This window comes from Bacillus sp. F2HM, assembly GCF_019266135.1.
GTDB classification, from domain to species: domain Bacteria; phylum Bacillota; class Bacilli; order Bacillales; family Bacillaceae; genus Bacillus; species Bacillus safensis.
The window spans coordinates 37,434-50,268 of sequence record NZ_LRMO01000012.1 but is presented as its reverse complement, the minus strand read 5'-3'; the positions used below and the strand labels follow the sequence as shown (position 1 = coordinate 50,268).

The 12,835-nt window shown below is 42.4% G+C and carries 15 protein-coding genes and 1 other annotated feature; all 15 genes read right to left on the bottom strand.

The window, feature by feature from the left end; all coding sequences use genetic code 11:
* Window positions 1–57: 57 nt before the first annotated feature.
* On the bottom strand, window positions 58–1,386 hold the full coding sequence (locus AWT60_RS09020; protein ID WP_025092549.1) for a solute carrier family 23 protein: 1,329 nt from the start codon (window positions 1,384–1,386) through the stop codon (window positions 58–60).
* Between the two features lie 155 nt (window positions 1,387–1,541).
* Window positions 1,542–2,084 (bottom strand): bifunctional pyr operon transcriptional regulator/uracil phosphoribosyltransferase PyrR, encoded by a 543-nt coding sequence (gene pyrR / locus AWT60_RS09015; RefSeq protein WP_024424234.1) that lies wholly within the window; start codon window positions 2,082–2,084, stop codon window positions 1,542–1,544.
* Window positions 2,085–2,254: 170 nt separating this feature from the next.
* Window positions 2,255–3,169 (bottom strand): RluA family pseudouridine synthase, encoded by a 915-nt coding sequence (locus AWT60_RS09010; RefSeq protein WP_087975468.1) that lies wholly within the window; start codon window positions 3,167–3,169, stop codon window positions 2,255–2,257.
* Complete coding sequence (gene lspA, locus AWT60_RS09005; protein WP_024424236.1) at window positions 3,166–3,633, bottom strand: signal peptidase II; 468 nt, start codon at window positions 3,631–3,633, stop codon at window positions 3,166–3,168. Before lspA ends, AWT60_RS09010 begins: the two co-directional genes overlap by 4 nt.
* A gap of 94 nt (window positions 3,634–3,727) precedes the next feature.
* Complete coding sequence (locus AWT60_RS09000; RefSeq protein WP_024424237.1) at window positions 3,728–4,102, bottom strand: TraR/DksA family transcriptional regulator; 375 nt, start codon at window positions 4,100–4,102, stop codon at window positions 3,728–3,730.
* 160 nt (window positions 4,103–4,262) lie between these two features.
* Window positions 4,263–7,028: an isoleucine--tRNA ligase gene (gene ileS / locus AWT60_RS08995; protein ID WP_087975469.1), complete on the bottom strand. Its 2,766-nt coding sequence runs from the start codon at window positions 7,026–7,028 to the stop codon at window positions 4,263–4,265.
* Window positions 7,029–7,087: 59 nt separating this feature from the next.
* Window positions 7,088–7,324: a binding site (T-box leader), on the bottom strand.
* Window positions 7,325–7,383: 59 nt separating this feature from the next.
* A complete protein-coding gene (locus AWT60_RS08990; RefSeq protein WP_008344947.1) occupies window positions 7,384–7,878 on the bottom strand; it encodes a DivIVA domain-containing protein in 495 nt (164 codons plus the stop codon).
* Window positions 7,879–7,904: 26 nt separating this feature from the next.
* The gene (locus AWT60_RS08985) at window positions 7,905–8,681 is read right to left on the bottom strand and encodes a YlmH family RNA-binding protein (protein WP_024424239.1); all 777 of its coding nucleotides are present in this window, start codon (window positions 8,679–8,681) and stop codon (window positions 7,905–7,907) included.
* 53 nt (window positions 8,682–8,734) lie between these two features.
* The gene (locus AWT60_RS08980; protein ID WP_218677148.1) at window positions 8,735–9,016 is read right to left on the bottom strand and encodes a YggT family protein; all 282 of its coding nucleotides are present in this window, start codon (window positions 9,014–9,016) and stop codon (window positions 8,735–8,737) included.
* Window positions 9,017–9,022: 6 nt separating this feature from the next.
* Window positions 9,023–9,481, bottom strand: coding sequence for a cell division protein SepF (gene sepF, locus AWT60_RS08975; protein WP_024424241.1), 459 nt, complete (start codon window positions 9,479–9,481; stop codon window positions 9,023–9,025).
* A 1-nt stretch (window position 9,482) separates the two neighbouring features.
* Entirely contained in the window at window positions 9,483–10,172 is a 690-nt protein-coding gene (locus AWT60_RS08970; RefSeq protein ID WP_256928433.1) for a YggS family pyridoxal phosphate-dependent enzyme, read from the bottom strand.
* A 6-nt stretch (window positions 10,173–10,178) separates the two neighbouring features.
* Window positions 10,179–11,018: a peptidoglycan editing factor PgeF gene (gene pgeF / locus AWT60_RS08965; RefSeq protein ID WP_170871268.1), complete on the bottom strand. Its 840-nt coding sequence runs from the start codon at window positions 11,016–11,018 to the stop codon at window positions 10,179–10,181.
* A 234-nt stretch (window positions 11,019–11,252) separates the two neighbouring features.
* The gene (locus AWT60_RS08960) at window positions 11,253–11,489 is read right to left on the bottom strand and encodes a YlmC/YmxH family sporulation protein (protein ID WP_008344958.1); all 237 of its coding nucleotides are present in this window, start codon (window positions 11,487–11,489) and stop codon (window positions 11,253–11,255) included.
* Window positions 11,490–11,568: 79 nt separating this feature from the next.
* On the bottom strand, window positions 11,569–12,345 hold the full coding sequence (locus tag AWT60_RS08955; protein WP_041108919.1) for an ABC transporter ATP-binding protein: 777 nt from the start codon (window positions 12,343–12,345) through the stop codon (window positions 11,569–11,571).
* Window positions 12,346–12,474: 129 nt separating this feature from the next.
* The gene (locus AWT60_RS08950; RefSeq protein ID WP_007499733.1) at window positions 12,475–12,831 is read right to left on the bottom strand and encodes a PTS glucitol/sorbitol transporter subunit IIA; all 357 of its coding nucleotides are present in this window, start codon (window positions 12,829–12,831) and stop codon (window positions 12,475–12,477) included.
* Window positions 12,832–12,835 lie beyond the last annotated feature (4 nt).

Here is a 12,835-nt window from a genome sequence, read left to right as displayed (position 1 = left end):
CCAAAAGAAGCAGCGGCACTTTTGTGCATCCTGCTCCATTTAGAACCCTTGTCAGCCTCACTGGACTTCTTTTAAAAGGTTTTCTGTATTTGATTCATTTGAGTTGTCATCTTCTGCTTTTTGATGCGGCAGGATCAGATTTAACAGGACACCCGTAATCGCAGCAAGTGCCATTCCAGATAGGGTGAGATTGATTTGTTTCACCTCAATGAATGCCCCGCCAATCCCAATGACTAGGATGACTGATGCGATAATGAGATTACGCTTTTCTTCAAAATTCACTTTATGATCAATCAGAATTCTCAGGCCGCTTGAAGCAATGATTCCAAAGAGCAGGAACGAAACGCCCCCCATCACCGCGGACGGCACTGTACTGATTAATGCTGAAATTTTTCCTACAAAACCGAAGCAGATCGCAAACACGGCTGCTCCGCCGATGACGAAGATACTGAACACTCTTGTGATGGCTAGTACGCCAATGTTCTCTCCATAAGTTGTTGTTGGCGGTCCGCCAATAAGTGAAGCGAAGATCGTCGCCGCACTGTCTCCTAAAATGGAGCGGTGAAGACCTGGTTTTTTAATAAAATCTTGTCCTACGACCTTACTTAACACCACTTGGTGGCCGATATGCTCAGACATTGTCACAAAGGCAACCGGTACCATCACTGTGAGAATGCTTAAGGTCACAGCAGGTGTATAGTCGACAAATGGCACGACAAAGTCTGGTACAGCAAACCATTTTGCGTCAATGACCGGCTGGAAGTTCACAATGCCTTGAGTTAAGGCAAAGAGATAGCCGCTGATGATGCCGATTAATACTGGGATTAAGCTAAGGAATCCTCTTAGGAAAATCATACTGATAATGGTGACAGCCAGTGTGAAGCCAGCGACCATTAAGTGCTTGAGGCTGTAAACAAGCTCGGTTGCATTCGGATCAACATACATCGCCATGTTGACTGCTGTTCCAGCGAGTCCGAGTCCGATGACCATAATGACTGGTCCTACGACAACCGGCGGCAGAAGCTTCATCAGCCAGCCTGTGCCGAGCCATTTAATGAATAGGGCGATGAGTGCATAAGCGACACCCGCCATGAAGGCGCCAACCATTGCGGCTCCAGGGCCGCCTGTTGCTTTCACATTCAGTATGGGGGCGATGAAGGCAAAGGACGATCCAAGATACGCCGGAATTTGTCCTCTTGTGATGATTAAGTAAACAATCGTTCCCACTCCGCTTGAGATGAGCGCGACGGCTGGACTCATATCAATGATTTTTGGTACAAGAATGGTCGCACCAAACATCGCAAACAAATGCTGCAGGCTAAGTGACAGCCATGTGAATGGTTTTGGGATATCTCGAATGCCTAAATTGGCTTTTTGCTGACTCATGATTTTCCTCCTAGATGTGTCCTTTTTCATTAAAAAAGCCTCTTTGCGAGTATGCGCAAAGAGGCCTAGATAAACCGGACACGTCATGTTAGCCGTGTGCTCGGTGTCTCTGTTATTGCCCTCTTTGCAAACTCTCTGGAATGCATTTAAAAAGGTTATTTTTCATATATAGCGACAAGGTCGTTTTGATCTACTTCATTGAGCTGAACCATGACTGTCTCTGCTTTTGAAGTCGGAATGTTTTTCCCGATGTAATCCGCTCGAATCGGCAGCTCCCGGTGTCCTCGGTCGACAAGCACAGCCAGTTGAATGGAAGATGGTCTTCCTACATCCACAAGGGCATCCATAGCTGCTCTCACGGTTCTGCCTGTAAATAGGACATCGTCAACAACAATGAGTGTTTTGTCATTAATGTCAGCTGGTATATCTGCACCCTTTACAAGCGGGTCTTGGTTGTCTGTCTTTTTTGTCAGGTCATCACGGTATAGCGTAATATCAAGTTCACCCACAGTGACTGGATTCCCTTCAATTTGCTCGATGCGCTCTGCAAGGCGCTTAGCAAGATGTATGCCTCTTGTCTTGATCCCGGCAAGGATGACATCCTTCATCCCTTTGTTGCGCTCAATCATTTCATGTGCAATTCGGGTAAGCGCTCGTCTGATCGCTTGTTCATCAAGAATGACTGCTTTTTGTTCCATCTATTACACCTCTTTTTGACAAATAAAAAGCCCCTTCTGCAAAGGGCAGAGAGGGGCGTTCATTTGTGCATACGCGTGCACAAATTGATCCGTTATCCTTCTCAGCCTCTCTGGACTGTTTTAAAGAATCTCAATTTCTTTGTTTATTATTTCAAAAAAAGAACGGCCTGTCAATCGTTATTTCTTAATGAATCGATAAAGCCCCGCATATCAGTTGGAATTGGTGCTGTGAACTCGATATATTCTCCTGTTCTAGGATGATCAAATCCTAAAACACCTGCATGCAGCAGCTGTCCATTAAAATCGACTGTTTTTCTCGGCCCATATTTCGGATCTCCTGCAAGAGGGTAGCCGATATATTTCATATGAACACGAATTTGGTGTGTTCTTCCCGTTTCAAGACGGCATTCGACAACCGTAAAGTCTTTAAAGCGTTCAATCACATCAAAGTGAGTAACGGCCTGTTTTGCATTTTCTTTTGTGACCGTCATGCTTTGGCGGTCTTTTTTGTCTCTGCCAATTGGTGCATCAATTGTGCCTGTATCATGCTGGATAATACCGTGGACAACAGCCGTATACTTTCTAGTGACAGTTTTAGCCACCAGCTGATTAACGAGTGACTCATGTGCCATATCGTTTTTTGCGACCATTAACAGCCCAGACGTATCTTTATCAATTCGGTGGACAATTCCAGGACGCATCACACCGTTAATCCCTGATAAGTCTTTGCAATGTGCCATCAGTCCATTTACAAGTGTTCCTGACACATGACCCGGCGCTGGATGAACGACCATTCCTCGTGGTTTATTTACGACTAACACATCTGCATCCTCATAATAAATATCAAGATCCATTGGTTCTGCTTCTACATCTAGCGCTTCCGGATCTGGAATCTCCACTTTGATTTGATCCCCAGCTTGTACTTTGTAATTGGCCTTTACTTGTTTCCCGTTTACTTCGATCAGCCCATCTTTTACCCATTGCTGGACTTGGGTTCTTGACCATTCTGGTTCTGTCGTGCTTAGAAATTTATCTAGCCGTTCACTCGTTTGTTCTTGTGAAACGGCAATATTTACTTGATTCATGTAGTTGACTCCTTATTTTTCTTTCCATCTAACAGCATTTGAATGAAGAGCAGAATAACCCCTACACAGAGAGAAGAATCTGCAATATTAAAAATTGGGTAGTGATAATCCCCAAATACGAAATGAGCAAAATCAACCACTTCCTGACGGAAAATACGGTCGATAAAGTTTCCGATCGCTCCGCCAAGCATTAAGGCCAGCGCTACTCCCAGCAGCTTGTCCTTTTGTCCATGTTTTTGTAAGTAATAAACAATTCCCGCAATAACAACGAGTGTGATCACATAGAAAAACCACATTTGTCCTTGGAGAATTCCCCATGCGGCTCCTGAATTTCGGTGAGACGTGATATAAAAGAATCCATCAATGACTGGAACAGAATCACCGAGCATCATATTTTTGACAATGAGCCATTTTGTTAATTGGTCTAAACAAATGATAACGAATGCGATTATGTAATAGAACACACACGTTCCTCCATCTTCATACTTTGATCTTTAAGCATTTTATCAAGAAAACAGGAAGGAGTAAAGAAACTTTAGTTGACAGACAAAAACCTCCCTACATGTGGAAGGCTTCAAAATGAGAATCATTTGATTCGTAAGGATAAGGAGTGAATGCTTTTTTCTCGTATTGCTTATGATATAAAAAGTCGTCAGCCGTGCGGGCGGTAGGAAGAATACTCATTTGTTCAAGCGGAATCACATCTCCTGTTGCCTCACATATGCCATAGGTTCCTTGTTCGATTTTTGCAATAGCGAGAGACACATCTTGCAGCTCTTCTTTGATGTGATAAAGAAGCGTGGTCGTTTTGACCTCATTCAATGTGACATGCTCAGCGGGTGAACGAAATGATGCGTATTCAAACAGTTTAGATTGCAGCTCTTCTTTCATTTGAAGGAGTTCCGTGTAAATCGTCTCTAGATCGCCATTCATGTCGCTATTTCAACTCCTGCCCTGTCGTGATAATCATATTGTTGCCCCGCCTGGTTACTTTAAAGCCATAAGATTTTTCCTTTCGTTCTAAACGCTGTCATTTTCTCATAAAAGAAAACGCCCCGCATATGACGGGGCGCCAGCTTGTGATATCGCATTGTTAATTTTGGTAATATTTCTCCACGATTTCAGCATTTTTCAGCGACAATGTTGGGTATTTCGGATTTGCACCAACGTCTTTTGAAATAATGCGGGAACGCTCGCATAGTTCTCCTTCTGCTTTTTGAACCACAATTCGTCCTGATGTATATTCAGGCGCTGATGCATCTGCATGCTGCTCATCTTCTACCGTTAATTCAGAGATGATAAAGAGCTGCTTCACATCTTCTTTAATGGATGCAAGAAGGTTTTTCACTTCATCTGTCGCATAAAGCGTCACACTTGCTTCAAGTGAACGTCCGATGACTTTCTCGTTACGCGCAATCTCCAGCGCTTTTAGCACATCGTCACGTACTTCCATAAAGCGGTCAAACTTCGCTTCTGTCGCTTCAGCTTGAGGAACTAGCACACCTTCTGGCATATCTGTTAACTGAACACTTGGCTCTTCAACAAAGCTTAAGTGGCTCCATAATTCATCTGCGGTATGCGGAAGAATTGGTGCAGTCAGCTTCACTAAAGCCATTAATGTTTCGTAGAAGACAGTCTGCATGCTGCGGCGGTCTGGATGATCGGCATGCTCAATGTAGACGACATCCTTTGCAAAATCGAGATAGAAAGAGCTGAGCTCAATCGTACAGAAATTGTGAATCGCATGATATACGACCGCAAATTCGTAATCATCATAAGCTTTTTTCACTTTATCAATCAATTTGTTTAATTTGATCATGATGTATTGATCCACTTCGCGAAGCTCTTCTACCGGCACGGCATTAACTGCTGGGTCAAAGTCAAATAAGTTCCCATGCAGGAAGCGGAAGGTGTTACGGATCTTACGATAGACTTCTGCTACTTGTTTCAAAATATCATCAGACACTGGATGATCGGCTTGATAGTTGACAGAAGATACCCAAAGTCTAAGAATCTCTGCACCAAGCTGCTTCGCGACCTTCGTTGGATCAATCGTATTGCCTAATGATTTACTCATCTTACGTCCTTCTTTATCAAGCGTGAAGCCATGGCTTAGGACACCTTTATATGGTGCTTTTCCAGTGACAGCAACTGCTGTTGATAAAGAGGAGTTAAACCAGCCGCGATATTGGTCAGAGCCTTCAAGGTAAAGATCTGCCGGACGGACTAGGTCGTCTCTTTCTTCTAAAACAGCTTGGTGAGAAGAACCGGAATCAAACCATACATCCATGATGTCCTGCTCTTTTGTGAATTCACCATTCGGGCTGCCTGGATGTGTAAAGCCTTCTGGCAATAGCTCTTTTGCTTCTTTTTCAAACCAAATATTTGAGCCATGCTCTCTAAATAATTGAGATACATGCTGAATGGTTTCGTCCGTGATGATCGGCTCACCATTTTCCGCATAAAAGACCGGAATTGGAACGCCCCATACACGCTGTCTTGAAATACACCAGTCACCTCTGTCACGCACCATATTGAACAGGCGTGTTTCTCCCCATGCTGGAACCCATTTTGTTTCTTTAATATTGTCTAATAACGCTTCTCTAAAATCTTTAATGGATGCAAACCACTGAGCTGTCGCACGATAAATCGTTGGTTTTTTCGTTCTCCAGTCATGCGGGTAGGAGTGCGTGATAAAGTCGAGCTTTTTCAGCGCACCTTTTGCTTCAAGCTGTTCTGTGATGGCTTTATTAGCATCCTCATAGAATAGTCCTTCAAAACCAGGCGCCTCATCTGTCATCACACCTTTTTCATCTACTGGACAGAGCACATCAAGACCGTATTTCATACCGACAATAAAGTCATCTTCCCCGTGGCCTGGTGCTGTGTGAACACAGCCTGTTCCCGCATCAGTTGTCACGTGATCGCCAAGCATCACAAGAGAATCTCTATCGTAAATTGGATGTGCTGCAACGATTTTATCTAATTCTTTACCTTTTAATGTTTTCACAACTTCGCATTCTTCAAAGCCGAGTGTTTTTACTACTTGTTCAACTAGTTCAGATGCAACGACATAACGCTCAGCACCGACTTGAAGAACACTGTACTCTAAGTTTGGATGAACACAAATGCCAAGGTTTGCAGGAAGCGTCCAAGGTGTTGTTGTCCAGATAATGAATTGTTCGCCGTTTTCAAGAACGCCTTTGCCATCTTTTACTTTAAACGAAACGTAAATGGATGGTGAACGTTTGTCTTTATATTCAATTTCCGCTTCAGCGAGGGCTGATTCACTTGAAGGAGACCAGTTAACAGGCTTTAATCCTTTATAGATATAGCCTCTCTTCGCCATTTCACCAAAGACAAGAATTTGCTGCGCTTCGTATTCAGGCTTTAATGTGACATATGGATTGTCCCAGTCTGCTCTGACGCCTAATCGCTTAAACTGGCTGCGCTGACCTTCAATTTGTTTCCAAGCATACTCCTCGCATAGTTTGCGGAATTCTGCTGTAGACATTTCTTTGCGTTTGACTTTTTTATTTTTAGTGAGAGCTGTTTCAATTGGCAACCCGTGTGTATCCCAGCCCGGTACGTACGGTGCATGGTATCCGTTCATTGATTTAAAACGGACGATAAAATCTTTTAGGATTTTATTAAGTGCATGCCCCATATGAATGTCACCATTCGCATATGGAGGTCCATCATGCAAAATAAACGTCGGGCGTCCTTTAGTCCGCTCTAAAACCATTTGATAGATGTCTTTCTCTGCCCACTCCTCTTGGATTTCAGGCTCTTTGTTCGGCAAGTTCCCTCTCATCGGGAATTCTGTTTTCGGCATTAATAAGGTGTCTTTGTAGTTCATACCCATTCCTCCACATGCAAATTCTGATTAAAAAACAATAAAAAAAGCCCTCTCATCCCATAAGGGACGAGAAGGCTTGTCTCGCGGTACCACCCTTTTAGACAAGCGATATGAAAGAGCCGCTTATCCACTCAAAAATCGTAACGTGATCAGACGCCTTTTCTTACTGGTTTTTTCAGAAAAGGAACTAAAGGGGTGATCTCATTGCAGCGTCTCGTAATGTCAGGCTTCCACCATCCCTGATTCGCTTTATTACGCATGTGACAGCTGCGAGTGTCCCTTTCAAACGTTTATCTCTTGTTAATTTATGATGGTATTATATGCAACATGAGCACGTCATGTCAAGATGATGCGCTTATTCTTTTTCATCAAAGACAGCGTCTACTTCATATTCCAGTAAATGATCCCAATCGTCATTTTTCAGAAGATCAAGCTGCGCTTCGATGAGCATTTGGAAACGAGTTCTAAAGACCTTCGACTGTTTCTTCAGCTCTTCGATTTCCATTGCAATTTTTCTTGATTTTGACAGCGCTTCGTTGATAATACGGTCTGCATTTTTCTCTGCTTCACGAATAATCAATTTTGCTTCTTTATCAGAATGACGTTTTACGTCTTCTGCTGCTTCCTGCGCCACAAGAATCGATTTGTTTAATGTCTCTTCAATTGTTGCAAAATGACCTAGTCTTTCATCAAGCTCATTTACTTTGTCTTCAAGCTCGTTCTTTTTACGAAGTACGATCTCGTAGTCTTTACGTACTTGGCTTAAAAACTCGTTTACTTCATCTTCATCATAGCCGCGAAAGCTTTTTGTGAACGTTTTATTATGAATATCATTAGGTGTTAATGGCAACCTCGCCACCTCCAGATTCAAGTTCGTTATGTCAGAAGCTCAAATGTTACTTTGAACTTATCTTTTTTGGTCTTCCCATCAATCGTTTTGAGGCTAAAGCGGCCAAATCCCCGAACAGAGAGCTGATCGCCTTCACCGATTGTAAAAGAAGGGTCCTCTGTGACTTTCCAATTGACTTTGACAAGCCCATTTTTGACTAAAAGCTGTGCTTTTTGCCGAGACTGACGGCTGACAGCAGCACATACAGCATCAAGCCGAAGTGAAGAAATGGTATCTTCTTTGATATCAGTCTTCGTGATCACTGGCTTTATTTCTGCCTGCGTGATTTCCTCTAATGAAACGGCTGCTCTGCCGACATGAGTCAGCTGCGCCCGCACAAAATCGGCGACATCACTTGTACAAATAAACTGCACATCTTCCTCTGAAAATAATAGATCTCCGAATTTTTGACGCTTCAAGCCTGTCCCAATCAATGAGCCGAGAAGCTTCGGGTGTTCTAAAGAAATAAACTTTTTCGCATAGTTCACCTGAAAATATGACAGCTCAACATCTTGAATAGAAGGTTCTAAATAATCAGGATAAATGAGGGCTCTTTTGCGCTCCGCTCCCTCATACCCGCCAAAAAACATGATCCCAAGTTCTTCGCCATGCTGGATGACGGACTCAGTAATAAATTGCTCACGCGGATCAAGGAAATCTGTTAATTTCATTCGATATTGGTCGAGTGCGATTTTTTTCCAGCCTAACACTTGGTCGACAAATGGCTGTTCGTCTTTTCTAAAATGCTGATAGATATCGCTCATTTTGTTCCCCTCTTATGTAAAAGAGCCTGGCAGTGCCAAGCCCGGCAGCCTGTTTACATGAAGCGCACAATCATATTGTAAAGACCAGTTAGTCCATATGATGATGCAAAACGAATCACAAGCAATGCCACAATCGGCGAGATGTCAATCATGCCGATTGGCGGAATAATTTTACGAAATGGTTCTAAATACGGTTCGCAAATATTTGTCAGAAAACGGCCTATCTTTGTTTCTCTAGTAGATGGCACCCATGACATAAAAATGTAGATAATGATACAGAAAAGATAAAGCGTCAATATACTTTGTAAGGTTTTAAAGATAAGATATAGAGTCACCTTGATTTACCACCTCTGAGGTTCTTCCTCTGTCAATAGCTCTGATATTGTACCAGATACATCTACATTATCAGGTGTGCAGAGGAATATATTCGAGCCAATACGCTGGATGTCTCCACCGATTGCATAAACGGTTCCGCTTAAGAAGTCAATGATTCGCTTTGCTTGATCATGCTGAATGCGCTGCAAATTCACGACGACTGCACGTCTGTTTTTAATATGGTCTGCAATCTCCTGCGCCTCTGCATAAACACGCGGCTCACTTAACACCACTTTAGAGGATTTTTGCACGCTTTGCAAGCTGACGACATTTTGTTTTCCTGTCTGCGGGCGATCTTGAAATGCTGCTTTGTCCTTCGTTCCTTTTTCTTCTTGAACGGGTTCTCTTTCTTCATCAATATATTCGTACTCATACTCTTCATCGTCGAGAGTGAAAAAGCTTTTAAACTTATTTTTTATGCTCATGTCACGCACCTCCTGTTTCATTTCCAACAAGTGAAGAGCCAATCCGAACGAATGTCGCACCTTCTTCAATTGCGATTTCAAAATCATTTGACATGCCCATCGATAAATGCTGACAAGGTGCATTTACTTGGTTAAGATGTTTTACTTCTTCTTGAAGATTTTTTAATGTTTTAAAACAGTTGCGAATCACAGTGTGATCATCTGTAAATGGAGCCATCGTCATCAGTCCAGCAATTTCAATCTGTTTGAAATCAGCTAGCTGCTTTACAAATGGAATGACGTCTTCACTTTTCAAGCCGTGTTTTGACTCCTCAAGAGATGTGTTCACTTGTACAAAACAGCGAACTGTGTGATCCGCTCTTTTTTCAATTTCATTCGCAAGAGACATTCTGTCAAGCGAATGTAAGTAGTCAATTGTCTGAATGACAGATTTCACTTTTCGCGTCTGTAAACTGCCGATGAAGTGCCAGCTAATGTTTTCATCGGTTATGGCCGCCTGCTTTTCAAGTAACCCTTGGTCACGATTTTCACCAAAGTGCATAATTCCTGCTTCTTTGGCTTCTTGTGCTCGTTCAATGGAGACATACTTTGTCACAGCGACGACCGATACATCTGCTGGTTGTCTACCGGCTCTTTTACATGCTTCGTGTATTTGTTCATTTATTTGTCTGAGATTCTCTCGTACATTCAATTGCACTTATGCCTCCTTAAACCCGACAAAAGACATCATACGTCCTGTTTTCCCTTGATCACGCCGGTGTGAGAAGAAAAGCTGATCATTGCAGCTTGTGCACATCGAACTGACATGTATGTTTTCTTCTTTTATTCCTGCATGAAGCAATACGTTTTTGTTTAATGTTTTCAAATCAATTTTATATTGTCCTGGTGAAATCTCGGAATACACATCCTCTGTTGAAAAAGGAAGCTGTTTCACTTGATCCATGACTGCGTCATCGACTATGTAGCAGCAGCTGCCAATGGATGGTCCAATGACGACTTGAATATGATCGGCCTTGGCACCTTCTTGGCTGACCCATACATCAACCATCTTTGCACCAATTTGCTTGACGGTTCCTTTCCAGCCGGCATGAGCCGTTCCAATTAATCCGTTTTGCGGAGCTAGAAAATAAAGCGGAACACAATCAGCGAAACAAAGAGCGAGCATCATGTTCGTCTCAGACGTATATAAACCGTCTGTACCAGGCAGTGCCTCATGATAATGAAGACTTCCTCTTCCTCTTTGCTCCTTGGTGGCTTTCAGGATGCGATCCTCGTGTGTTTGGTCTGCAAACACCCAATCAGAGAGCGGCACAGCAGCAGCATCTGCTATGACTTGACGATTCCTTTGAACACTAGAAGCATCATCTCCTACATGGAGTCCAGTGTTCAATGATTGATATGGAGGTAGGCTGAAGCCGCCATTTTTTGTTGTAAACCCGGCCAATACCTCTTTACCAGAACATGTCATGTTCGTCCAATCATGAATGGTCATTGCATATGGTGATTTCTGCTGAAAGGGGTCATATTTGTATGTCAAAGCTGCCTCCCACCTTTCATTCATCTCTCTTTATTTCGCTCCTATTTTACCACAAGACATGCATAGACAGTTAGTGGGATTCATTAAATATTACACTCAAATGTGCCCTTTCTGCAGGTTTTTTTACAAATTGATATGAAAACGTAATCTTTTTACCCGAAAAAGACATTGTTTGCTAAGAATGAAGAGTTTATTTTAAGGAAAAATTGAATGATTCTTGAGGGATTATACAAATTAAGAAGACAAGCGGACAAGTATCACATCTTCGCCAATTTTTACTATATTTCGCCATGGGACAATCATTTCCTCTTCTTTTCCGAAAAATCCCATCATTTTACCTGTGCCGCCAATGATAATCGCTTGGATTTTACCGCTTGTGACATTGATATCAATGTCCCCAATGGTGCCTAGTTTTTTTCCGCTGGATACATCGACGACATCCTTGATTTGGAATTCAGAAATACTGATCATCTGTCCTTCCCCGCCTTTCGTTTTCTACTATAATATGTATGATGGAAAAGCAGGGACGCAGACCAATAGTTTCTTTTATCTACAATTTACTTAAATGCGGACGGCCATTTCTCCACATGACATCTACAGGACATTCAAAAAAAGAAGAAAGCAAGCCGCTTGTCATCATTTCTTTCGTTTCTCCTTGATCAAAAACAGCTCCATCTTTTAATAATAAGGTGTGCTGAAAAACAGGCAGAATCTCCTCTGCATGATGGGTCGTATAGAGCAAAGTAGGCGCATCAGGCTTTGCTGCAATAAATGAGATGGTCTCCAGCACTTGCTCTCTTGCTAAAAAGTCAAGACCCGTCACAGGTTCATCTAAAATCAAGAGCTGCGGATCATTCATTAAAGCTCTCGCAATCAAGACTTTTTGCTTCTCTCCCTGTGAGAGGGTTTCATATGTTCTGTTGGCATATTTGAATGAACCAAACGCTTTTAATAGATCAATGGCTTTCTCTCTCATTTCATCTGTCGGGGTTTCATAAAGCCCGATAGAAGCAAATGCGCCGCTCAAAACAATTTCAAATGCATTGTCGTCTCTGTGTAATTTCTTTTCAAGTCCCGCTGAGATGAGACCAATTTTCCTCCTGAGCTTTTCACCAAGAGCTTCCTTGCCAAAGACATGTCCCAGCACTGTCATCTCGCCTGACGTGGGGAAATAATAGGAGCAGAGCATATTTAATAAAGCGGTTTTTCCCGCACCATTTAAACCGTAAAGCACCCAGTGTTCCTGCTTATTTACCAGCCAGTCAACAGACTGCAGCAGCCATTTCCCATTTCTTTTTAACGAAACATTCTTCAATTCAAGTGACACCATAACTTCCTCCTGAGTAAAAATTCTGAATATACAAATAATGAATGTTTACAGCATATCGTAAATGCTCTTTCTGGTAAACCTCATATAAAAAAGCTGCTCCAATTTAGGAACAGCTTTTTTACAAGGTTACGAAATTTCAATTCGTACGCCTTCTTTTATATCAGGAAACGTGTGCGGTGATGCAAAAACAGCTCCTGGTAATACATCATCAAACGGCTCTTGGAAGTAGATCGAAATATGGCCGAGCTCTTTAAAGTTGTCATTTGCTTTATTGCCGAGGGCTGTGATCGTGTACGTTTGATCACCCACTTGAATGGTTCCGCCTAGCTTCAGCGGCTCTTCTTCTAGATGTTCGAACTCATGAATGACAGACATATCTCTTAATTCCTGCGGCGCTGCGGGTCCAAATAAAACAATCAGCTTATCTTCTTTAAATTGCGGGACTAAGATCCCAATTTCTTTTACAACAGATTGTGTTACCATGTAT